This is a genomic window from Marinitoga sp. 1137 (assembly GCF_001941525.1).
Taxonomy (GTDB): Bacteria; Thermotogota; Thermotogae; order Petrotogales; family Petrotogaceae; genus Marinitoga; species Marinitoga piezophila.
In genome coordinates, this window is the sequence record NZ_CP009471.1 from 17212 (window position 1) to 39541 (window position 22330).

A 22330-nucleotide genomic window follows, 5' to 3' on the forward strand; every position below is an offset into this window, starting at 1 on the left:
TTAATAAGTATTTTTTTTAAAAGGATAAAATTATATCTGAATATAAAAGGTTAGGAGGGGTAAGGATGTATGATGCAATTGTAATAGGTGGAGGACCAGGAGGATATGTTGCAGCAATTAGATTGGCACAACTTGAGAAAAAGGTTGCCCTTATTGAGAAAAATAATCTTGGGGGAACATGTACAAATCAGGGGTGTATTCCTACAAAAGCTATATTGACTGCTGCACATCTTTATTCAGATATTATAGGTAAATCAAAAAAGTTTGGTATAAAAGTAGATAATGTGTCTTATGATCTTGCAGGAATTCTAAAACACATGAATAAATCCATTACAATGTCAAGAAAAGGTATAGAATATCTTATGAAAAAGAATAATATAGATGTAATGAAAGGAAATGCTATTATAAAAGATAAAAATCATGTAGAAATCGAAGAAAGTGGAGAAGTTATTGAAGGAAAAAATTTAGTATTAGCCCATGGTTCAGTACCAGCTATATTTCCACCATTTAGCGAAGTTGAAGGAATATGGACAAGTGATGATGTATTTAATAATATGAAAGAATTGCCAGAAAGTATAGTTATTGTTGGTGGAGGAGTTATTGGTGTTGAATTTGCTACATTCTTCTCTTCGCTTGGAAAAAAGGTATATATTGTTGAACTTGCAGACCATATATTGCCATTTGAAGATGCAGATATTGCACAGGAAGTAAAAAAAGCTTTAACCAAAAAAGGTGTAAAAGTTCTTGAAAAGACAAAGGTAAAGGGAGTTTCAAAAGAAGAAATATATAAAGTAACAATAGAATCAGAAAAAGGCGAGGAAATCATCGAAGGTGAAAAAGTATTACTTGCAGTTGGAAGAAGACCATATATTCCAGAAGATGTAAAAGCACTTGGAGTTAAAATAGAAAAAGGTGTTGTTACAGACAAAAGAATGAGAACAAATATAGAAAATGTATATGCAATTGGAGATATAAGAGCACAGATAATGCTTGCACATGTTGCAATGTTTGAAGGAATTGTTGCTGCTCATAATATAGCTGGCGAAGAAATGAAAATGGATTATTCAGCAGTTCCATCAATAATTTTCTCATCACCAGAAGTAGCCTCAACAGGTTTAAAAGAAAAAGATCTCGATCCAGAAAAAATCGTTATAGGGAAATTTCCTGTTTCTGCAAATGGAAGAGCAAGAACAATGGAAGAAAGGGAAGGATTTGCAAAGGTTATTGCTGATAAAGAAACAGGTAAAGTACTTGGTTTTGCAGTAGTATCACCATCGGCAACCGATATGATAATGGAAGGAGTACTTGCTGTTAAACATGGATTGACTGTTGAAGAAATTGCAAATGATATACATCCACATCCAACTTTGACAGAAACAATACTTGGAGCATTTGAAGACGCTGAAGGAATGGCTTTACATATTTAAAGATATCCAATAATAAAAAGTCCTGACATATATTTAAAGGTTGTCAGGACTTTTTTATATATATCTTTATTTCACCAGGAAATTCACTAATTTTTCCCAAAACAGTATTGCCCTCTTTAGTTACCGAAATAGGAATCCTTTCTGCAGATAATGGATAATCTACAATTACCAATAAGATTTTATCTTTATCCATATTTTCAAGCACTTTTCTTGTTTTTATGTCAGGGATAGGGCATATTTCTCCACGCATATCAAGAATAATATCAGGTTTTATATTTAATTTATTTTGATCAAATGGACATATTGTAGAATCAGAACAATCAATTATTCCCGTTCCATTTATTTCGGAAACAAATTCAATGGCATACTCTAAAATACGAAATATTTTAGTTGATGCAAAATCAAAATATTCAATACCTTTTTTTCTTGAAGAAGTTAGAATTCCAATTTTTTTCATATGTGTGAGATGTCTATACACTGTCGAAATATCATAGCCTAACCTATTGGCTATATCTGAAGTAGTTAAATGATTATCAAGGATAGATATTAATATTTCAATTCTTGTTTGATTTGAAATAGTTTTAAAGAGTTCGTGAAGAGTTAATTTTTTAGACATTTTTAATCATCTCACTTTCTATATGTTTTCATATTCATTCTACAATAATAATAAAAAAATTTCTTTTCTTGATTATTAATAAAATAGTGTTTTTTTATTAATATGAATATATTAATTTTGGACAAAAATATTTTCTTGATATAATATTATAAAAAGCGGTTAGGAGGAATTTATGAAAGTAATAAAAATAGAAAATCTTCAAACAGGAACTTTTATTGACAGACCAAATAGGTATCTTGCAAAAATTGAAATTAACAATGAAATTCATGAAGTTCACGTTCATGATCCAGGAAGATTAAAGGAGTTATTATATTCTGGAAATGAGGTTTTGATAAAATCTGTCTCAAATAAAAAAAGAAAAACAAAGTGGGATTTAATTGCTGCTAAAAAAGATAATAAATATGTACTTGTTAATTCAATGTATCATAGATATATTGCTCAAAAAATGCTTGAAAAAAGGTTTGAGAAATTACAGGCAGAAGTAAAGTACAATAATAGCAGAATAGATTTTTTAGGTAATGAGAAAACATGGATTGAAGTAAAAGGATGTACTTTATCTATAAATGGAATTGCATTATTCCCAGATGCTCCAACAAAAAGAGGAACTAAACATCTAAATGAATTAATTGAATTAAAAGAAAAAGGCTATGAAACAGAAGTTTATATTTTAGTATTTTCAAAAGCAGAAGTTTTTTCTCCAAATTTTAAAACCGATAAATTATTTGCTAAAACATTCTATAAAGCAATTAATAAAGGGGTAAAAGTTCATCCGTTATTGTTTGAATTTCAAGATGAATGGATAATCTATAAAAAAGAGTTAGATATTATGGAGGAAGATAAATGGATTATATAAAAAAGATATATGAATATGTATTAAACTTAGAGCACGAACATTCGCATGATTTTGGGCATATATTAAGGGTAACGAAAAATGCTGAAATTATAGCAGAAAATGAAAATGCCAATAAAGAAATTGTGATAATTTCTGCTCTTTTACATGATATTGCAAGAGCAGATGAATTAAAAGGATTAATTGAAGATCATGCAATAGAAGGGGCATTGAGGGCAGAAAGATTTTTAAAAGAAATAAATTATCCATATGTTAATGAAGTGAAATATTGTATAGAAGTTCACAGATTTAGCAAGGGTTTAATTCCTGAAACACTTGAAGCAAAGATTTTACAGGATGCAGATAGGCTTGACGCTTTAGGAAATATTGGAATAGCAAGGGTATTTATGCATAAAAATGGTGGTGATATAAAAGAAAGACTAAACCATTTTTATGAAAAAATACTGAAATTAGGAGATTTAATGCATACGAAAACCGCTAAAAAAATGGCAGAAGAAAAAAATAAAATTATTAAAAATTTTGTGGAAGGACTGGAAAGGGAATTAAACTTAATATTTAAAATTTAATAATTCTGGCTGAGAATTCAGCTGGAATTTCTTATATAATTGTAATTCCTTTTTCTATCCATAATTTTGCAAGGGTTAGCATTTGCCCCCAACCTAATGCACAACCATATTTTATTTGTAATTCATCGAGAGTATATACCTGTGTATAATCAATTATTTTAAGCCAGGTTCCGTTATTTTCGTCTTTAGAAAAAGACATTTCAACCTTTGAACGATATCCTCTTTCTTCTTTATACCACCAGAATATTATTAACCGCTTATCTATTATTTCTTCAATATATCCTTCATCTTCCACAATTTCACCAAGGGTTAATTGCTTCCATAAAAATGTGATTTTACCTTCATTTCTTAATTCCATATACATTTTATCAGTAAACCATGGACTCCAACCATTTTCATTAACAAAAACATTCCATACTTTTTCTATTGGAGCATTAAAATATTCAATTATTTCAATTGGCGGTGTTTCGACCATAATCCATTACCTCCATTTTTTGACATTTCAATAAGAATTATAGTATAATTTAGTTAATCATTTATAACTTTGAGGGGGAATTTTTGTGAAGTTTATAGATTTAAGGAGCGATACAGTAACTGAACCAACAGAAGAAATGAGAGAAGCAATGTGTAAAGCTGAGGTTGGTGACGATGTTTACGAAGAAGATCCTACAATAAAAAAATTAGAAGAAATGGCAGCGCATATATTAGGAAAAGAAGCAGGGCTTTTTGTGCCAAGCGGTACTTTTGGAAATCAACTTTCTTTATTTACACATTGTGAACGCGGTAATGAAGTAATTGTTGGTGATGATTGTCATATTGTTCAGCACGAAGCAGGTGCAGCATCTATAATAGCAGGAGTTCAGTTAAGAACTGTGAATTCTGATAAAGGTGCTTTACCACCTGAAGAGGTTTTAAGAAAGATTAGAAAAGAAGAAGATATACATTATCCAAAAACGGGTTTAATATGTCTTGAGAATGCACATTCCAATGGAAGAGTAATACTTCTGGAAAATTTTAAAGAAATAAGGAAAATAGCTGATGAATATAGTATTCCCATTCATCTTGATGGTGCAAGGATTTTTAATGCAGCGACCTATTTAAAAGTCGAAGCGTCAGAAATTGCCAAATATGCCGATTCTGTTAGCTTTTGCCTTTCTAAAGGATTATGTGCTCCAGTTGGATCTGTAGTAGTTGGAAGCAAAGATTTTATTGAAAAAGCTAAAAAAAGAAGAAAAATTATGGGTGGTGGATTAAGACAGGCGGGGATTCTTGCTGCAGCAGGAATTGTTGCACTTGAAAAAATGCGATTAAGACTGGATGAAGATCATGAAAATGCCAAATATTTAAAATCAAAGCTTGAAGAATTTGATTTTATCAATATAGTTGAAGAGGTTCATATTAACATGGTCTTTTTTAAAATTAACAGGGATTTTGAAAATATAGATTTTATTGATTATATGAGAAAAAACGGTATAAAAATTAATCCTCCAGAAGAGGGAATATGGAGGTTTGTAACCCATTATTGGATTAAAAAAGAGGATATAGATAAAACTATAGATATAATAAATAAATATTTTAAGGGGTTATGATAGTATGAGTACAATAATTAGTGGTGGAATTTTTGTTTTATTTGTTATGGGGTTATATATTTCTTTATTGAGGAAAAATGAAAAACAAAAGTTTAAAAAGGCATTGAAGAAAGGTAAGAAGAACTTAATTCAAAATGTTTTAAGGTTATTCATAATATTTTTGATTATAGGAATGTTGCAGAATTTTCTTGCTCCAGACAAAGTTGGACAATTTTTATTGAATTTTTCAGGTATAAAAGGAGTAGTAGCAGGATTAATTACAGGTTCAATTATGATGGGGCCACCTGCCAGCGGCTATCCAATAGCCCAATATCTTTTCCAGAATAATGCAACTGTATCTCTTGTAACAGCGTTTTTATTATCCTGGGTTATGCTTGGGATAATGTTTATAACTTATGAATTTCAATATTTGGGTAAAAAATTTACATTGATTAGAAATACTCTTGCAGTTATTTCTATTATTATAATTTCCATTATTATGGAGATGATAATATGAAGCAATTTATAAAAAATTTCATGATGGAATTTATTCTTTTAATAATTGCAATTGTTCTTATAATAATTAATCCAGATAAAGCGATAAATGGAGTTATTTATGCGTTAAAAACATTATTAAATCTTTCATTGGTAATAATTGGTGTTGCATTTTTAACTGGATACATTTCAGAAGTAGTAACCAAGAAAACTATATCAAAGTTTATTGGCCATGAAAGTGGATTAAAAGGAATGTCATTAGGAGTAGTTTTTGGAACAATGATGGTTGGACCAGCATTTGCATTTTATCCTTTCTTTGCTGAACTAATAAAAGAAGGAGCAAGTGTTGGGGTAGTTGCAGCAACAATTGCTGCATGGTCAGTTAAGATTCAATGGATGCCGCTTGCATTGAGCTTATTAGATGTAAAATATGTATTGTTGTTAAACTTCTTTATAATATTATTTGCGTTTTTTAGCGGGATAATAATGAATTATTTATTTAAAAAATATGGAAAATAAAAAAAAAGCCTTATTCCAGAGCTAAGGAGAATAAGGCTTTTTTATTTCCTGAATATTTATTATTTGAGCTTTTTTATTTTCATCATAATTGATTTCAAAGAAATAAATAAAGTCTTTTTCATCATAAAGATATGGAATAATCTTTTTATCTATATCCGTTAAGTTTTCTTTTTGAAAATGCTTTTTATTTATCCATTTTAAAATACCTTCATTACATTCTGGCAGAGGTTCTTTCTTTATTTTCGCTAAAAATATAAATAATATCCAGTTATAATGTTCTGGACCTTCTTCGGAAGTAAATGCTTTTAGTTCAATATTTTCTAAATTAAAACCTGTTTCTTCCATATACTCTCTTTTCATTGCTTCAATAATCTCTTCATTATCCTTTACTTTTCCACCAGGCGGAACTAATTTTCCTGCAAATGGTTCTTTATATCTTTCAAGCATTAAAACTTCACCATATTCATTTTCAGCATAACACATTACAGCTATTTTTTGATTTTCATTTTTAAGTAATCTATTAATGTCAAAGTTAATTTTTATGGTGTTAAAAAATTTTTCGATATTTTTCATATTATCCCCCTTCAATATAATATTCTAAAAATAAAGCCTCCCGTTAGGGAGACTTGAGATTATTTTTCAAATGTTGGATACGATAAAATCAAGTTGAAATTTTTAATCCATAAATCGGCAACCAAATCCTTTTTATTACTACTACAATATGTCCAGAATACAATTCTCATTTTATCAGCTTTTTCATTTGCAAATTTAGATACATCAAAGTTTAATTCAAATGGCGTATACATTGTAGCATATAATCGATTAATCCATTTATGTTTTTCAAAAGGATAGGAATTATTTCCCCATACATATGATGTTTTTCCAACTTCATATCCATCTTTATCCATAAAAACAATTAATAATCCTGCTAAAGAATATTCTTTTTCATCAGTACTTTTTGTACTTGAAGTGAATCCCATCATATCAACAGATAAATTAACATGTGTTCTATTTCCATATGGAAGTTTGAAATCTTTATATAAATTGTTTTCAGAAAAACCGTCTTTATGTATTCTTAACCATTTTTTACCATCCACAGTATCTACATATATTAAGCTACCGCCCTGTCTTCTTCCTCCTATTTTCCATTCATTTGATTTTTCAATAAAAGGATAAACATATTTTTCAATGTGCTTTGGAATTATAATTTTTACGATATCTTTTTCATTAAGTTGAATTAAAGAATCTTTCAATTGCACATCGTATATACCATTGTAATAGTGTACTAATTTACCTTCAATAACTTTACCATTTAAAAGATAGAATTTTTCGGAAAATACTAATAACGATAATACAAAAACAAAAAATAAGAAAAGAAATTTCTTCATAATTTCGCCCCCTGATAGAATTTTTATTATATTTATATTATATCAGGGTATTTGCGTTTTTTCAATCAATATTAAAAAATTCTATATCTTCTTTTAATATATTAATAGCAATTTCTTTGTCAATAGTTGAAATTACTCCAATAGGAGCGAAAATATAATTTTTATCATAACCAATTTTTTTGATTTCTTTTGGCAACAATTCATCAGGATGATGTTTATGTTGGCCGATAATTGATTTTATTATAGTTTTATTGAATTTTGATCTTGTAAGAACACCACCAGTTCCAAAAATATATTTTATAGCTGTTAAATCCTTTCCCTGAGCAATAGTTTTTCTCCCTAAAGGTGTATAGATATGTTTTTTCCTTCCAGCGTGTCTTCTTATTCCTTCAACAAAACAATATTCAGCTAATGCTGCCATAAACTTTTCATTTTCAATGGTTTTGGGGTATGGAGAAATTTCTTCAACAAGTTTATCAAAATTTTCAAATCTTTTTCTTAATTCTTTTTCGCCAATAAGTTCTATTACTGTATGTGCATTCACAAATACTCCCATATCCCCTTCTACGGTTCTTTTGGCAACTGGTTCAGGATTAATCATAATACTTTGAATTTCTGGATCGCCTTCAGTAACAGAGTCAACGTCTGTAGTTGCTCCTCCAATATCTACTGTTAAAACATCTTTATATAATTCACTTAATAGTTGTGTAGTTCTCATTACAGCTGCAGGTGTAGGAATAATTTTTTCATCTACATATTTCTCTATTTTTTCCATTCCTGGCGCGTGGATAATATGTTCAGAAAAAACCTCTTGAATTACCTTTCTTGCCGGTTCAACATTTAATTGATCAACCTTTGGATATACGTTTTCGGTAATATATAATTTTTTTCCGCTACCTTCGAAAATTTCTCTAATTTCATCAACAACAGCAACATTTCCTGCGTAAATTACAGGAACATTTATAGGTAAATTCCTTAATAATTCGGCATTATGTAATACAGTTTCTTCTTCACCATAATCAACACCACCAGCAAGAAAAATTACATTTGGTTTTATTTCAAGAATCTTTTTTAAATGAGATTTTCTCATTTTGCCAGCGGTGATATATTTTATTACACCACCAGCGCCAAGAGCAGCTTCTCTTGAAGCTTTTACAGTCATATCATATACAAGTCCATGAACAGTCATCTTCAAACCGCCGGCGGCTGAGGACGTTGCAAGGAATTTATTCCATTCAACCTTTTCTCCTAAACGCTCCTCGGCAATTTTCAATGCTCGTTCTATACCTATTGTTATATCCCCTTCATTAATAGTTGTGTAATGTTCTCCTTGAGAAAGAATAATAGGCTTTTTAGTATCTATTTTATCAAATAAGGTTACTATAGTTGTTGTACTGCCAATTTCTGCAGTAACTAAATCAATTTTCATTATCTCACCTCATTGATATATTCAATAAGTCTATTGATTCCTTTTTCAAGATTTTCTATAGAGTTTGCATAAGAAATTCTTATGAACCCTTTAGCTCCAAAACCACTACCAGGTATAACAGCTAATTTTTTTGTTTTTAATAGTTGATTACAGAAATTTAAGTCATTAGTATCGTATTTTGAAACATCTATAAATAGATAAAATGCTCCTTTTGGATAAACATAAGGTAAATCTGTTTGATTGAATTTGTTCAAAACAAATTTTCTTCTTTCATCAAATTTTTCTATATAATAATCAATATCTACATCAAATGCTGATAATGCACCATATTGAGCAGGAGTATTGATATTTGAAGAAAGATGACTCTGTATTTTCTTAATTTCTTTTGAAATTTCTTTTGGAGCTACTGAGTAACCAACTCTCCACCCTGTCATTGACCATGTTTTTGAAAAAGCATTAATTATTATAGTTCTTTCTCTTAATTCTTCTAATTGTGTAGGTGAGAAAAAATCACCTTCAAATACTAATTTTTCATATACTTCATCACTTATAATATAAATTTCTCTATCTTTTATTAATTCATAAATTTCTTTAAATGTTTCTTCGGGATATACGGCACCAGTTGGATTATTTGGAGAATTAATAATTATAGCTTTTGTTCTTTCGCTTAAATAAGGTTCTATATCAGAAGCTTTTGGAATAAAATTATTTTTGAATTTTAATGGAACATGAACAGGAATTCCACGGGCCATTTTTATTTGAGCTTCATAACTTACCCATGCAGGATCAAGCATTATAACTTCATCTGCAGGGTTTAATAATGCCAATAACGTATTGTACAATGCCTGTTTTCCGCCATTGGATACAACAATATTATCTGGAGTATATGTTGTGTTTCTTCTACTATTAATAAAATCAGCAATTTTTTCTCTCAATTCCAAAATACCAGCTGAGTCAGTATATTTTGTTTTTCCTTCAAGCATAGCTTTATAAGCACTTTCAATAATTTCTTTAGGAGTTATAAAATCCGGTTCTCCAGCAGTTAATTTAACTACATCTTCTCCACTTTTTTCAAGCTCTATAGCTTTTGCATTTAATTCTAGAGTAATAGATGGTTGAATACTTTTTATAATTTTTGATATCAAAATAATCCCTCCAAAATAAAATATTGTGTCATTTGTATTCTAACGCTTTATGAAAAAAATTTCAATATCAATTATGCTGTATTTATGTTAAGAAAATGGCAAGATGATAATTATACTCATTTATTTTCCATTAATCTTATAAATTAAAAATAAGGCAGTTCTTTAAAAGAACTGCCTTATTCAAAGTATTCAACACTTAAATTTAGTTTTTCTAATTTGTCAAATAATTTTTCATATCCTCTAAATATATGATCAACATTATTAATTACAGTTTCCCCTTCAGCTGCTAACGCAGCAATTAATAATGCTGCTGATGCTCTTAAATCTGTTGCTTCAAGTGGAGCGCCTGATAACTTTGTTACTCCTGTAATAATTGCCGTATTACTTTCAACAAAAATTTTTGCACCCATTCTGTTAAGTTCATCAACATGATTAAATCTTGTTTTAAAAACATTTTCTGTTATAGATGATCTTCCAGGAATTAAGCTAAGCAATACCATTAGTTGAGGTTGTAAATCTGTTGGAAATCCAGGGAATGTCGAGGTTTCAACATCAACAGGAGTTAATTCCATTTTTGAAATACCGCTAACAATTAACGTATTATTTTTAAATTCATAATGAATTCCGAGTTTTTCAAAAATATCAAGTAAGGAGAAAAGATGATCTTCTATTACATTGTTTAAAGTAACTTTTCCACCGAGTATAGCTCCTAATATAGCATAAGTTCCAGCTTCAATTCTATCTGGAATAATAGTATATTCTGTTCCGTATAATCTATCGGTGCCATAAATTTTGATATTAGATGATCCCTGACCTTCGATTCTAGCTCCCATTGAAATTAGGAAATTACATAAATCTACAATTTCGGGTTCTTGGGCACAATTGGTCAATATTGTTTCAGTATCTTTTAACATTACTGCTGTTGTAATTAAATGTTCAGTTGCACCAACACTTGGGAAAGGTAATGAAATATGTATTTTTTTCTGATGATTATTTTCTGTAAATTTTGAATTTGTATAACCATGTTCGATTTTTGATTCAATTCCTAATTTTTTTAAACCTTCTAAATGAAAATTAACAGGTCTTACACCTATTGAACAACCTCCAGGTAATGCAACTTTCGCATAACCATTTCTTATGGTAAGTGGGCCAAGTACGTTAAATGAAGCTCGCATTTTTCTTACAGGACCATAGGGTAAAATAGAATTGATTTTTTCTTCGCCTTTTTCTATAACTAATGTTGAGTTTTCCCACATAACCTTTTTACCTGTGTTTTCTAATATTTCAATCATTGTATTAACGTCAGCAAGATTTGGTATATTATGCAATATAACCTTTTCATCGGTTAGAATTGTTGCAGCTAATATAGGTAATGCCGAATTTTTTGAACCGGATATGGTGATTTCACCGTTTGCATATTGAGGTCCGGCAACTTTCATTTTACCCATGGTTTCAATCTCCAATCTATGTTTCATTCTATTTCCTCCATTCATATGAATAGCGCTATTCAAAATATTTTATTAAATCTCCCGTAGATGTTAAATCTTGAGGTAAATAAAATTTGTATATCTCTAAATTGTTTATAAAATCAAGTTTTTCAATTTGACTTTTTATTCTGTCGGAAACTTTAAACAGTACATCTTCTGTAATGTCTGGTATAATTATGGCAAATGTTGTTTTTGAATATCTCAACACTAAGTCCAACGGCAATCTTACATTGCTTCTTAATATTTTTCCTATTTCCATTTCAGGACCTTTATACAATTCACCTTCGTATTTTATTTCAGCTAATTCCGGTAATTTTAGAATAATAAGACCATAATTTTTCTGGCTTTCGAAAGCCTTTTCAAGTAACAGGTAAAAAATCTTATCAAAAAATTTTCTTGAATATACCCTTGTTGATGGATCAATAAAATCACGTGTGATAATATCATCTACAAAATCACTATATGCATCTATCTCTTCTTTAGTAAAAGTATTATATTCTTCAATAAGTTTATTCATATTATCAATTGTACTTTCAAGTTGATCAACTTTTTCCTTCAATTGATTATTCTCTTTTTCTAATTGATTTACCTTATTTTCAAAATCCATTTTATTCCCCCCTTATTTTTTTACCAACTCCAATTTTTCTTTGCAGAATATATAGGAGTTTTATTGTTGATAAAATCGTTTATAAGATTTTCAACGCTTTTTGAAAAATAAACTATACTTTTTTCTTTACTGTTTTCAGGAAGTTTTCTATAGTATTTTTTATAGTTTTTTCCTATCCAGCCTGTAACAATAATAGAATTTTCATATATTTCTTTTATTATTTCTTTATAATTTTCAGAATTAAAAATTTCCCAGTTTAATTCTGGATAAATATCATTATTTAAAAATACCTTTTTTTCTATTTTATCATAAAACATAAAGGTTTTATCATATGTATTAGAATAATAAAAAACTTTTCCAGCCTTTTGTTCTAAGGAATTCTTTACATCTGAATCAAAATCCTGTCTGAGGTAGATAACAGGAAAAATGCCTGATGTTTCAAACCCGCGTATCATAGTATAAAGAACCTGGGATACTATATATGGGGAGCTTGCAATATATTCTAAAAAATTTTCTGTTCCTTTTTTTAATGTGGCTAAATTACCAAATACAACAAAATCATATCCTTTTCTTTTTAAAAAAGAGCCTATACTTTTTGAAAATTCAAATATCAAGTCATAAGAGTTTAATGTGCCTAAAACAAAATAATCCAATTCTTTATCTAATTCATGTAAATTTAGCAAATAACCATAAAAAGCCTCTTTATTGACTGAATCTTCTAAAGAGGTATTTAAATAACCTATTATTACTTTTTCTTTTTCAATTGGTATTTTTTCAGAAAAAACATAAATAAAATTAATTACTATTACTAAAATTAGAAATAATCTTTTCAAGGACAATAGCAACACCCTCTTCATCATTTGATAGGGTTATATTTCTTGCAGATTCTTTAACATGTTCATTTGCATTGGCCATTGCATAAGAATTCTTTGACAGAGAAAGCATAGATATATCATTTTCACTATCTCCGAATATATATGCTTCTTCCAGATTAAATCTGTAAATTTCCTTTAATTTCTTTAAAGCAAGACCTTTGGATGAATCCTTATTTAAAAAATCAAGATAAATACTAAATGATCTAACTATATTTAAGGTATTTCCATATTTTTCTGTCATGGATTTTTGAATAATATCAAGTTTCTCTGGTTGATTTATAGCGAGAATTTTTGTTGGTTCTCCATGTTGTTTTATATGCTCAACAATATCTTTTACAATCTTATATTCAACACCTGAATGTTTGGCATATTGTTTTATTTCATCATTGTCTTTATCGGTAATTAAATCATCATTTAAATATATTTGCACATGTGTATCGTGTTTTTTTAAATCCTCAATAACCTTAATAGCTAAATCCTTTAAAATATCAGATTCAAAAACAACTTCCCCTGTATGACTTACAACATATGCACCATTATATGAAACAATAGGGATGTTATTATGTAAAAAAGGCATATATTTTTCTACAATTAATCTTGTAGATTTATACATTCGACCACTTGCAATAATTATAAAACTTCCCATTTCAAATATTTTTTTAATACTTTCAACAGTTCTTTGGGAAATGGACTCATTTGAATTTAATAATGTTCCATCAAGATCGAAGATAAATGTTTTATTATGCAAGTTTCTCACCCCTTAAATTATATCATACATTTAACAAAAAAACAAAAAAATGGGGATAAATTCCCCATTTTCTGGTGGAGTCGATGGGACTTGAACCCACGACCTCTACCGTGCCATGGTAGCGCGCTCCCAGCTGCGCCACGACCCCACATCACAAATTATTATATAATATAAAGTTTAAATTGTCAAGAAATCCATTTTAAATTTTGTTCTTTTCCCTCATTTCCTTATATGCAGGACATATTTCTTTGAAATTACACCATTTACAATTATTTATAGATGGATTTGCTACAAAATATTCTTCATCTTTTGGAATATTTAAATATGAATCCTTAAGATAACCTTCTAAAACCTTTATCTGTTCTTTTATAAACTCTTCAACTTCTATAATATCCTCATTTTTAAATACTCTTTCTTCTGCATAACCATAAAGAAGATATTCATTAATCAAGATAATGTCCTCAAGTGGGAATCCATACTTTAAAGAAGCATATAATGCATATAACCTTAATTGAAATTCATCATCTTTAGAAGGCTTTCCTGTTTTCCAATCAACAATATAAATCTTTCCATTTTGTTCGAACATTAAATCGATAATGCTGTAAATCTTATAATCATTTATAAAAAAATGAGGGAAATTAGTTTCATCAACTTCATATTTAATATGTTCCTCTTTTAATCGCTGATAAGTATCAGAAGAAAAGTAATTATTAATTATTTTTTCAGTTTTTTCTTTTAAATTTCTTCCAAAATTATCATCAAATAATTTTCTCGTGTTATAATAAACAGAATGGAACATAACATAATCCTTAGGTCTTTCAAACCATTGCTTTTTATGTTTATACGAATCTTTTATGGCAATATTAAATTTATTTCCTATGAAATTAACAGCATCTCTTTTGTTATTTAAAGAAGATGTAGTAATATTTATTGTGATAAAATCATGAACTACATTACCAAGATATTTTTCAATTGTAGTGATTTTATCCAGCCTATACGCAAGTTTTTTTCTGTACTCAACAGTATCTTCCCAACCACGCCATTTATAAAACTTTGTGAAATAGAATTCACGAGGGCATTTATTCAAAATTTTATGTTTTGAAAGAGACCATGACTTTTCAGGATATTCACCAATCAAAATTTCAACTCCTTTATTTTTTTCAGAAATATTATAACATAAAATTTAAATATATAATCAATTATGAGGTGATGCGATGAACTTTTTTGAAAAACTGTATGAAGCAATAGAACTGGAAAAAGAAGCAGAAATACAGGCTATGAAAAATGAAATAAAATTGTACAAAAAAGAAAGGGAAAAAATGGGAAGGGCTATAACAGGCCTTTCTGGAAAATATCTTGGAAGGGAAATAGGTAACTTATACATAGTAAAATTTGGCAGAAAAAAGGATATAAAAACAGAGATTTCTTCTGGAGATATTGTATTGGTAAGTAAAGGCGATCCATTAAAAAGTGATTTAACAGCGACGGTTACAGAAGTTGGGAAAAAGTATATTATCGTATCCTTTTCTGAAAAAATTCCTGTTTGGGTATATAAAAGCAAAAACATAAGACTTGATTTATTCTTAAATGAAATAACCTTTAAAAGAATGCAAAAAGCCATTTTAAAAATGAATTATGCTGAAAATGAATTAAAAATATTAAAAAACATATTTACCGGGAAATATAAACCAACACCCATTAAAAAAGAAAAAATAAAGTTTTTTGATAACTCATTGAACAAATCTCAGAAAGAAGCAGTAGAAAAAGCAATTGGAAGCAAAGAAATATTTTTAATTCATGGACCACCTGGAACAGGAAAAACAAGAACATTAACAGAAATTATAGTCCAGGAAGCTAAAAAAGAAAAGAAAGTGCTTGTAACTGCTGACTCAAACGCTGCAACAGATAATATACTTGGAAATCTAATAAAATATGAAACCTTTAAAATCTGCCGGCTTGGACATCCAGGGCGTGTAGACGAAGACTTAAAAAAACATTCATTATATTACATAGCAGAAAACCATGAAGAATACAAAGAAATTGTAAAAATCAGAGATGAAGCTATGCAATTATCTGAAAAAAGAGACAAAACAGGAATAAAACCAACTCCACAAAACAGAAGGGGGTTAACAGATGAACAAATTGAAAAATATGCTTTAAAAGACAGAGGAACAAGAGGAATATTTCCAGATGTAATGAAAAAAATGTACGAATGGATAAAAATAAACAATGAAGTTCAAAAACTCTTTGACAAAGCCAGGGAAATGGAAGAAGAGTTAATAAAAAAAATAATTGAAGAATATCAAATTATAGTAAGCACAAACAGTACATCAGGAATAGATGAGTTAGAAAATATAACCTTTGATGTTGTGGTAATAGATGAAGCATCCCAATCAACAGAACCTTCATGTTATATAGCAATTACACATGGTAAAAAAGTAATTATGGGCGGAGACCACAGACAATTGCCACCAACAATATTAAATAAAGATGTAGAAAATATTCTTTCAAAAACGCTTTTTGAAAGAATGATTAACAAATATCCATCGCATTCCGCGATATTAAAGGTTCAATATAGGATGAATGACAAAATAATGCAATTCTCAAATCAAAAGTTCTATAACGGAATATTAAGAAGTGCAGATAATGTCTATAATCAAACCTTAACTCTTGATCTTTCAGAAGTAAATGATGAAAAAACAAAGGAAATTCTTGATACAACACCAATTGTTTTTGTAGATACCTCCTCAAATCCAGAAAGGTTTGAAATATATAAAAAAGGTTCAAAATCAAAATACAATCCATTGGAAGCAAAAATAGTAATTGAACTGGCAACCATATTAAAAGAACAAAATGTCGATTTTGGAATAATCACACCTTACAAAGACCAGATGAAATATTTAAAAGAAAAGACAGATTTTTATGTCAATACCGTCGATGGTTTTCAGGGAAGAGAAAATGACGTAATAATCCTTTCGTTAACCAGAAGCAACGATGAAGGAACAATAGGATTCTTAAAAGACGAAAGAAGATTAAATGTAGCAATAACCAGAGCCCGTAAAAAACTGATAATAATAGGTGATATCTCAACACTGAAAAATTATCCACTATTTGATGAACTTATAAACTACATTTCCTTACATGGGAAAATAATTAGTATATGAACAAATCCCTTCCGAATTTTTCGGAAGGGATTTTTTTATAAAAGGGTATAAGATTTGTATATGTTTTATATAGTTTATGTATTCAGGGTATAAAAATTTTTAAAACTGCAAACAAATGTTCGTATAAAAATAAGTTGGCACGGTGTTGCTAATAATAATAATGGAATAAAAAATACAGTGGGAGGTATGAAAATGAGAAAAGTAGCAGTAACAGGATTAGGAACTATTAATTCAATAGCAAAAAACACAAAGGAATTTAAGGAAGAATTAAAAAAGATGACTATAGGTATTGATCACATAACTCAATTTGACACAACAGATCATAAGGTAAAGATTGCAGCAGAGGTTAAAGATTTTGAACCAACGTTATATATGGATAAAAAGCTTGCAAGAAGATATGACAGATTTTTACAGTTTGCAATTGCAGCAACAAAAGAAGCATTGGAAGATAGTAATCTTGAAGGAGAAGATTGGAAGGAAAATGCAGCAGTAATTGTTGCATCAGGAATAGGTGGATTTAAAACATTATATAAGGAATTTTTGAAAATGGAAAAGAAAGGTCCAAGAGTTGTTAGTCCTTTCTTGATACCAATGATGATTTCTGATATGGCTTCAGGTGTTGTTTCAATAGAATTTGGATTAAAAGGTCCTAATTTTAATACAGTAAGTGCCTGTGCATCATCATTACATGCAATAATTATGGGAAGTATGTTAATAAGACATGGTTATGTAGATGTTGCAATAGTTGGAGGAACTGAAGCAACAATAGATCCAATGCCAATAGCTGCATTTGCTAATATGATGGCATTATCAACAAGAAATGATGATCCTAAGACTGCATCAAGACCATTTGATAAAGATAGAGATGGTTTTGTAATGGCTGAAGGTGCAGGGGTTATTGTGCTTGAATCTGAAGAACACGCTAAAAAGAGAAATGCAAATATTTATGGATATGTAGAAGGATTTGGTATGACAGGTGATGCTTATCATATAAGTGCTCCTGATGAAAATGGGACTGGTGCAGCTAAAGCTGTGGAATTAGCTCTTGAAGATGCAAAGGTTGATCCAGAAAAGGTAAAACTTGCAAATTGTCATGCTACTTCAACACCTGCTGGAGATATTGCTGAAACACGAGCTCTAAGAAGTGCATTTGGAGAACATGCTAAAAAAATATATATCCAGGGAACAAAATCATTGGTAGGACATGGATTAGGTGCAGCAGCAGCAATAGAATTTATAGGTATGGTATTGCAGATGAAAGAAGGATTTATTCATGGAATGCCAAGTTTATTTGAACCCAATGATGAATTAAAAGATTTGAATTTCCCAAAAGAAACTATAGAAGAAAAGGTAGAATATGCCATAAAGAATTCATTTGGATTTGGAGGACATAATGCATCGATAGTGTATAAAAGTTTGTAAGAGGAGTGATTTTATATGAAAATAGGTATAGTTACCGATAATACGTGTAATTTAACACAGGAATTTATGGAAAAAAACGATATTGGATATGCTTCATTATATATTTTAAGAAACGGAAATCATGTAAAAGCAATTGATTTATGCCAGACAACTTTTTATGAGGACTTAAAAGTTGGATCATACGTACCTTTAACCTCTCAACCTTCTGTAAAGGATTTTGAAGAGGTATACAGGGATATGTTAAAAAGATATGATTATCTTATTACAGTTACAATTTCTGAAAAATTAAGTGGGACATTAAATTCTGCAAGATTAGCAGCTTCTATGGTTGATGAAAAAAGAATATTTTTACTGGATTCAAAATTAACCAGTTACGGTTTAGGTTTTCTTGTTTTGGAATTAATGGAAAGAATAAAAAGTGGAATGTATAGCGTCGAACAACTTGTTGAATATGCAAGGGAATTTTACAAGTCTACAAGAATATATTTTAGCGTTACCAATTTAGATTATTTATACAAGGGTGGTAGAATTGGTAAAGCAAAGGCATTAATGGGTGGATTGCTTAATATGAAGCCAGTCCTTTCATTGACTGAAGGGGAAATTATACCTGTAAAAAATGTGAGAGGTATTGGTAAGATGGTAAAGGAATTGGCAAATTTAGGACTTGAAAGAATTGATTCCATGAGATTAAAGAGATTGGCAGTGATTCATACTGGCAATTTAAAATATGGTGGCCAATTGTTAGAAGAATTAAGAAACAGGGGAATAAAAGATGAAGATATAGTTTATTCAATGTTGGATACAGTAATAGGAACTCATTTAGGACCTGAAGCGGTAGGGGTGATAACACAATGGGAGTAATGAATATTGATGAAATAATGAAAATATTACCACATAGATATCCTTTTTTGTTGGTTGATGGTGTGGAAGAAGTTTCAGAAAATAAAATAATTGCATATAAAAATGTGTCGGTAAATGAACCGTTTTTTCAGGGGCATTTTCCACAATATCCAATAATGCCGGGGGTACTTATTATAGAAGGCCTCGCACAAACTGCCGGATTATTATTGATGAAGGATTTAAAAGATGATGCAATACCATTGTTTTTAGGTATAGACAAGGCAAGATTTAAAAAAGAGGTTCGTCCTGGAGATAAGCTTGTATATGAAGTTGAATTGATTCAGGAGAAAATGGGTATGTATAAATTAAGTGGAAAAGGAAAGGTGAATGGAAAAGTAGTAACAAGTGCTGAAATACTTGTTGGAATAAAGAAGGGATAACATGAAAATTAAAGAAATTAATGCATATATTCCTGAAAGAGTGTTGGATAATAAAGAACTTGCAGAAAGGTTTAATGTTTCTGAAGAATGGATATATAAAAGAACAGGAATAAAAAAAAGGTTTGTATCCGAACTGGATATATTTCAAATGGGAATGAAGGCAACAGAAGGTTTAAATTTAAATGGTGTTGATACTGTATTATTTGTATCTTCAGTAGGAGCACATTATGTTCCTTATTATGTAAGAGCATTTGAAGAATTGAAAATAGCAACGCCAAGATACGGAATAGATATATCAAACGGATTTGTTGGTTTCATTACTTCTTTGCATATTGCAAATTCAATGTTTAGAGAAAATATAGCCAATAAAATATTGATGATTATATCGGAAAAATTGTCGGATCTTGTTGAACCTGATGATATAAATACTGCCATCTTATTTTCTGATGCGGCTGTAGCCATGATTTTGGAAAATCATGACAATTGTGTATGTGATCATAGGGTTCATTATGATCCAGAATATCTTGATGCATTAAATATAAATGAAAATAAAAAGATAAAAATGGATGGTAAAAGGGTATATAAATTTGCAGTCAATAATATGAGAAAAATGATAGATGCGTATTTTAAGGAATATGGAGAAAAGATAGTAGTTCCTCATCAGGCAAACAAAAGGATACTGGAAAGTGTAAAAAAATATTATAAAAACACTGAATTTATAGATATAATAGAAGGTTATGGAAATACGGGAGCAGCCAGTATACCGGTATCTTTATTTGTAAAATATGGCAATAATGAAATATCGTTAAAGGATTATTTATTTATATCGGTTGGTGGTGGGATGACGGCATCAGGAATTGCATGGAGGTGTGGTAATGAATAGAGTTACAGAAATACTAAATATAAAATATCCAATTTTTGAAGGCGGTATGGCCTGGGTAGGAACGCCAAAACTTGCAGCAGCTGTATCAAATGCAGGTGGTTTGGGAACTATTGGTGCAGGAAGTATGACACCGGAAATATTGGAAAAAGCAATAGATGAAATAAATACATTAACCGATAAAACATATGCGGTTAATATAATTCTCGTTAATCCATATGCTGATCAATTAGTTGAAATAGCAATAAAAAAGAAAGTACCTGTATTGGTTTTCGGTGCTGGAAATCCAGGGAAATATATTCCAGAATTAAAAGAAAACAATATAAAGGTTATGGCTGTAGTTTCTTCTGAAAACCTCGCTTTGAGACTTCAAAAAGCTGGTGTGGACATAATAATTGGAGAAGGAATGGAATGTGGTGGCCATATAGGTGATGTTACTACGATGGTTCTTATACCAAAATTAGTTGAAGTTCTTGATATTCCTGTAGTTGCAGCTGGCGGAATAGCGGATATTAGGGGAATGAAGGCCGTAATAGAACTTGGTGCCGAAGGAATACAAATGGGGACACGTTTTGTCGCTACTCATGAATGTGAGGCACATGAAAATTACAAAAATCTTATTTTAAAAGCTGGAATTAGAGATGCTATTGTAACAGGTGCGACAATGGGACATCCAGCAAGAGTTTTAAAAACAAAGTTTGCAAAGAAAATAAAGAAACTTGAAGTTGCATCACCGGAGGAAGCAGAAGAATTGATGGTTGGTAGTTTAAGAAAAGCATTTGTTGATGGTGATTTAGAAAATGGTTCTTTCATGGCTGGGCAAAGTGCTGGATTAATAAATGAAATAAGAAGTGTAAAAGAAATTGTAGAAGAATTTGGTATGGAATTTGAGAAAATTTTAAAAGAGAGAGGTGCTGAAAAATGATAGCATTTGTATTTCCTGGCCAGGGTTCACAAACACTTGGAATGGGAAAAGAAATACTTGAAAAATATCCTGAATATGAGAAATATTTAGATATAGCATCAGAAAGCATAAGTGTTGATTTAAAAGGGATAATATTTGGTGATGATGAACAATTATTAACTTTGACAGAAAATACTCAACCTTCATTATTAACTATATCTTATATAATGTATTTATATGCAATTGAAAAATTAAATATTGTTCCAGATGTAGTAGCTGGACATTCGTTAGGGGAATGGACAGCGTTAGCAGGAGCTGGAGTATTATCTTTTGAAGATGCAGTAAAATTGGTTAGGTTGAGAGGAAAATACATGAGTGAAGCATGTCCTCCAGGTGTAGGAGGTATGGGGGCAATAATAGGACTTGATATAGAAAAAATAAATGAAGTTTTAAAGGAATTTGAAAATATAAATGTAGCAAATCATAATTCTCCTGAACAGATAGTAATAAGCGGAGATAAAAAGGAAGTACAAAAGGCTTTAGAAGTAATGAAAGAAAAAGGTGCGAAAAAGGTAGTTGAATTAAATGTTAGTGGCCCTTTCCATTCAAAATTAGTTGCACCAGCCCAGGAAAAAATGGCAGATGAATTGGCAAAAATAGAGTTCAAAACACCAAAGTATAAGGTGATTCAGAATTATTCCGCAGAGGTTGAGGAAGATCCGGAAAAAATAAAGGAGAATCTCATAAAACAGATAACCGGTACTGTAAGATGGGTTGAATCAATAAAGAAGATGAAGGAAATAGGTGTTGAAAAAGTATATGAAGTTGGACCTGGAAAGGTTTTGACAGGCCTTGTAAAAAGAATAGACAAAACATTACAACCTCAAAGTATATTAAAGGTAAAATAAATATTTAAAATACCACAAGACAGCCATTTTTAGTTAATATCCCCTTCCGTTT

Annotated in this window: 24 protein-coding genes and 1 tRNA gene; 13 read left to right on the forward strand and 12 right to left on the reverse strand. The window is 29.9% G+C overall.

The window, feature by feature from the left end; translation table 11 throughout:
* Nucleotides 1-65: 65 nt before the first annotated feature.
* Nucleotides 66-1427 carry a dihydrolipoyl dehydrogenase gene (lpdA, locus tag LN42_RS00120; protein ID WP_014295556.1) on the forward strand — a complete coding sequence of 454 codons (1362 nt, stop codon included), beginning with the start codon at nt 66-68 and terminating at the stop codon, nt 1425-1427.
* 43 nt (nt 1428-1470) lie between these two features.
* Here the strand turns inward: lpdA and LN42_RS00125 are convergent, their stop codons facing one another.
* Complete coding sequence (locus tag LN42_RS00125) at nt 1471-2043, reverse strand: sulfurtransferase TusA family protein (RefSeq protein ID WP_014295557.1); 573 nt, start codon at nt 2041-2043, stop codon at nt 1471-1473.
* Between the two features lie 172 nt (nt 2044-2215).
* Between LN42_RS00125 and sfsA the strand changes: the two genes are divergently transcribed.
* Together sfsA and LN42_RS00135 are read left to right on the forward strand one after the other, a co-directional pair.
* Nucleotides 2216-2896: a DNA/RNA nuclease SfsA gene (sfsA, locus tag LN42_RS00130; RefSeq protein ID WP_075780033.1), complete on the forward strand. Its 681-nt coding sequence runs from the start codon at nt 2216-2218 to the stop codon at nt 2894-2896.
* Nucleotides 2884-3459 (forward strand): HD domain-containing protein, encoded by a 576-nt coding sequence (locus LN42_RS00135; RefSeq protein WP_014295559.1) that lies wholly within the window; start codon nt 2884-2886, stop codon nt 3457-3459. The genes sfsA and LN42_RS00135 overlap by 13 nt, the downstream gene beginning before the upstream one ends.
* A gap of 31 nt (nt 3460-3490) precedes the next feature.
* On the opposite strand, the gene LN42_RS00140 is transcribed toward LN42_RS00135, so the two are convergent.
* A complete protein-coding gene (locus LN42_RS00140; protein ID WP_075780034.1) occupies nt 3491-3934 on the reverse strand; it encodes an SRPBCC domain-containing protein in 444 nt (147 codons plus the stop codon).
* Between the two features lie 85 nt (nt 3935-4019).
* On the opposite strand from LN42_RS00140, the gene ltaE reads away from it, so the two are divergent.
* The 3 genes from ltaE to LN42_RS00155 are packed head-to-tail and all read left to right on the forward strand — an operon-like array spanning nt 4020 to nt 6041.
* The gene (gene ltaE / locus LN42_RS00145) at nt 4020-5048 is read left to right on the forward strand and encodes a low-specificity L-threonine aldolase (protein ID WP_014295561.1); all 1029 of its coding nucleotides are present in this window, start codon (nt 4020-4022) and stop codon (nt 5046-5048) included.
* 4 nt (nt 5049-5052) lie between these two features.
* Nucleotides 5053-5544, forward strand: a complete 492-nt coding sequence (locus LN42_RS00150; RefSeq protein ID WP_014295562.1) for a permease — start codon at nt 5053-5055, stop codon at nt 5542-5544.
* Nucleotides 5541-6041: a hypothetical protein gene (locus LN42_RS00155; RefSeq protein ID WP_075780035.1), complete on the forward strand. Its 501-nt coding sequence runs from the start codon at nt 5541-5543 to the stop codon at nt 6039-6041. The genes LN42_RS00150 and LN42_RS00155 overlap by 4 nt, the downstream gene beginning before the upstream one ends.
* Before the next feature lie 21 nt (nt 6042-6062).
* Here LN42_RS00155 and LN42_RS00160 read toward each other — a convergent pair whose 3' ends face one another.
* From LN42_RS00160 to LN42_RS00205, 10 genes are all read right to left on the reverse strand, one after another.
* Complete coding sequence (locus tag LN42_RS00160; protein ID WP_014295564.1) at nt 6063-6614, reverse strand: NUDIX domain-containing protein; 552 nt, start codon at nt 6612-6614, stop codon at nt 6063-6065.
* Nucleotides 6615-6673: 59 nt separating this feature from the next.
* Nucleotides 6674-7429 carry a hypothetical protein gene (locus LN42_RS00165; protein WP_075780036.1) on the reverse strand — a complete coding sequence of 252 codons (756 nt, stop codon included), beginning with the start codon at nt 7427-7429 and terminating at the stop codon, nt 6674-6676.
* 61 nt (nt 7430-7490) lie between these two features.
* Entirely contained in the window at nt 7491-8858 is a 1368-nt protein-coding gene (locus tag LN42_RS00170; RefSeq protein WP_075780037.1) for a GlmL-related ornithine degradation protein, read from the reverse strand.
* On the reverse strand, nt 8858-10003 hold the full coding sequence (gene aspC, locus LN42_RS00175; RefSeq protein ID WP_014295567.1) for an aspartate aminotransferase: 1146 nt from the start codon (nt 10001-10003) through the stop codon (nt 8858-8860). The genes LN42_RS00170 and aspC overlap by 1 nt, the downstream gene beginning before the upstream one ends.
* Nucleotides 10004-10179: 176 nt before the next feature.
* The gene (murA, locus tag LN42_RS00180) at nt 10180-11478 is read right to left on the reverse strand and encodes a UDP-N-acetylglucosamine 1-carboxyvinyltransferase (protein ID WP_156865342.1); all 1299 of its coding nucleotides are present in this window, start codon (nt 11476-11478) and stop codon (nt 10180-10182) included.
* Nucleotides 11479-11506: 28 nt separating this feature from the next.
* Complete coding sequence (locus LN42_RS00185; protein WP_014295569.1) at nt 11507-12097, reverse strand: diguanylate cyclase domain-containing protein; 591 nt, start codon at nt 12095-12097, stop codon at nt 11507-11509.
* Between the two features lie 20 nt (nt 12098-12117).
* A complete protein-coding gene (locus LN42_RS00190) occupies nt 12118-12936 on the reverse strand; it encodes a hypothetical protein (RefSeq protein WP_014295570.1) in 819 nt (272 codons plus the stop codon).
* Nucleotides 12893-13720 carry a Cof-type HAD-IIB family hydrolase gene (locus LN42_RS00195; protein ID WP_014295571.1) on the reverse strand — a complete coding sequence of 276 codons (828 nt, stop codon included), beginning with the start codon at nt 13718-13720 and terminating at the stop codon, nt 12893-12895. Before LN42_RS00195 ends, LN42_RS00190 begins: the two co-directional genes overlap by 44 nt.
* 72 nt (nt 13721-13792) lie before the next feature.
* Nucleotides 13793-13868: transfer RNA gene (locus LN42_RS00200), tRNA-Ala, on the reverse strand.
* Nucleotides 13869-13919: 51 nt separating this feature from the next.
* Nucleotides 13920-14858, reverse strand: a complete 939-nt coding sequence (locus LN42_RS00205) for a PD-(D/E)XK nuclease family protein (RefSeq protein ID WP_014295572.1) — start codon at nt 14856-14858, stop codon at nt 13920-13922.
* Nucleotides 14859-14934: 76 nt separating this feature from the next.
* On the opposite strand from LN42_RS00205, the gene LN42_RS00210 reads away from it, so the two are divergent.
* From LN42_RS00210 to fabD, 7 genes are all read left to right on the forward strand, one after another.
* Nucleotides 14935-16884, forward strand: coding sequence for an IGHMBP2 family helicase (locus LN42_RS00210; RefSeq protein WP_075780038.1), 1950 nt, complete (start codon nt 14935-14937; stop codon nt 16882-16884).
* 192 nt (nt 16885-17076) lie between these two features.
* Nucleotides 17077-18306, forward strand: coding sequence for a beta-ketoacyl-ACP synthase II (gene fabF / locus LN42_RS00215; RefSeq protein WP_014295574.1), 1230 nt, complete (start codon nt 17077-17079; stop codon nt 18304-18306).
* Between the two features lie 15 nt (nt 18307-18321).
* Nucleotides 18322-19167 (forward strand): DegV family protein, encoded by an 846-nt coding sequence (locus LN42_RS00220; RefSeq protein WP_075780039.1) that lies wholly within the window; start codon nt 18322-18324, stop codon nt 19165-19167.
* Nucleotides 19167-19586 (forward strand): 3-hydroxyacyl-ACP dehydratase FabZ, encoded by a 420-nt coding sequence (gene fabZ / locus LN42_RS00225; RefSeq protein ID WP_041638659.1) that lies wholly within the window; start codon nt 19167-19169, stop codon nt 19584-19586. The genes LN42_RS00220 and fabZ overlap by 1 nt, the downstream gene beginning before the upstream one ends.
* 1 nt (nt 19587) lies before the next feature.
* Nucleotides 19588-20469 carry a 3-oxoacyl-ACP synthase III family protein gene (locus tag LN42_RS00230; RefSeq protein ID WP_014295577.1) on the forward strand — a complete coding sequence of 294 codons (882 nt, stop codon included), beginning with the start codon at nt 19588-19590 and terminating at the stop codon, nt 20467-20469.
* Entirely contained in the window at nt 20462-21391 is a 930-nt protein-coding gene (locus LN42_RS00235; RefSeq protein ID WP_014295578.1) for a nitronate monooxygenase, read from the forward strand. Before LN42_RS00230 ends, LN42_RS00235 begins: the two co-directional genes overlap by 8 nt.
* A complete protein-coding gene (fabD, locus tag LN42_RS00240; RefSeq protein ID WP_014295579.1) occupies nt 21388-22278 on the forward strand; it encodes an ACP S-malonyltransferase in 891 nt (296 codons plus the stop codon). The genes LN42_RS00235 and fabD overlap by 4 nt, the downstream gene beginning before the upstream one ends.
* Nucleotides 22279-22330: the final 52 nt, after the last annotated feature.

Bases quoted from the DNA above. Each gene is read 5' to 3' on its own strand.
- fabZ (WP_041638659.1), top strand. From the start codon at position 19,167: ATGAATATTGATGAAATAATGAAAATATTACCACATAGATATCCTTTT.
- LN42_RS00170 (WP_075780037.1), bottom strand. From the start codon at position 8,858: ATGAAAATTGATTTAGTTACTGCAGAAATTGGCAGTACAACAACTATA.
- LN42_RS00155 (WP_075780035.1), top strand. From the start codon at position 5,541: ATGAAGCAATTTATAAAAAATTTCATGATGGAATTTATTCTTTTAATA.
- LN42_RS00160 (WP_014295564.1), bottom strand. From the start codon at position 6,614: ATGAAAAATATCGAAAAATTTTTTAACACCATAAAAATTAACTTTGAC.
- LN42_RS00140 (WP_075780034.1), bottom strand. From the start codon at position 3,934: ATGGTCGAAACACCGCCAATTGAAATAATTGAATATTTTAATGCTCCA.
- LN42_RS00220 (WP_075780039.1), top strand. From the start codon at position 18,322: ATGAAAATAGGTATAGTTACCGATAATACGTGTAATTTAACACAGGAA.
- murA (WP_156865342.1), bottom strand. From the start codon at position 11,478: ATGAAACATAGATTGGAGATTGAAACCATGGGTAAAATGAAAGTTGCC.
- LN42_RS00230 (WP_014295577.1), top strand. From the start codon at position 19,588: ATGAAAATTAAAGAAATTAATGCATATATTCCTGAAAGAGTGTTGGAT.
- LN42_RS00125 (WP_014295557.1), bottom strand. From the start codon at position 2,043: ATGTCTAAAAAATTAACTCTTCACGAACTCTTTAAAACTATTTCAAAT.
- sfsA (WP_075780033.1), top strand. From the start codon at position 2,216: ATGAAAGTAATAAAAATAGAAAATCTTCAAACAGGAACTTTTATTGAC.
- lpdA (WP_014295556.1), top strand. From the start codon at position 66: ATGTATGATGCAATTGTAATAGGTGGAGGACCAGGAGGATATGTTGCA.
- fabF (WP_014295574.1), top strand. From the start codon at position 17,077: ATGAGAAAAGTAGCAGTAACAGGATTAGGAACTATTAATTCAATAGCA.
- fabD (WP_014295579.1), top strand. From the start codon at position 21,388: ATGATAGCATTTGTATTTCCTGGCCAGGGTTCACAAACACTTGGAATG.
- LN42_RS00235 (WP_014295578.1), top strand. From the start codon at position 20,462: ATGAATAGAGTTACAGAAATACTAAATATAAAATATCCAATTTTTGAA.
- LN42_RS00185 (WP_014295569.1), bottom strand. From the start codon at position 12,097: ATGGATTTTGAAAATAAGGTAAATCAATTAGAAAAAGAGAATAATCAA.
- LN42_RS00135 (WP_014295559.1), top strand. From the start codon at position 2,884: ATGGATTATATAAAAAAGATATATGAATATGTATTAAACTTAGAGCAC.
- LN42_RS00150 (WP_014295562.1), top strand. From the start codon at position 5,053: ATGAGTACAATAATTAGTGGTGGAATTTTTGTTTTATTTGTTATGGGG.
- LN42_RS00210 (WP_075780038.1), top strand. From the start codon at position 14,935: ATGAACTTTTTTGAAAAACTGTATGAAGCAATAGAACTGGAAAAAGAA.
- LN42_RS00165 (WP_075780036.1), bottom strand. From the start codon at position 7,429: ATGAAGAAATTTCTTTTCTTATTTTTTGTTTTTGTATTATCGTTATTA.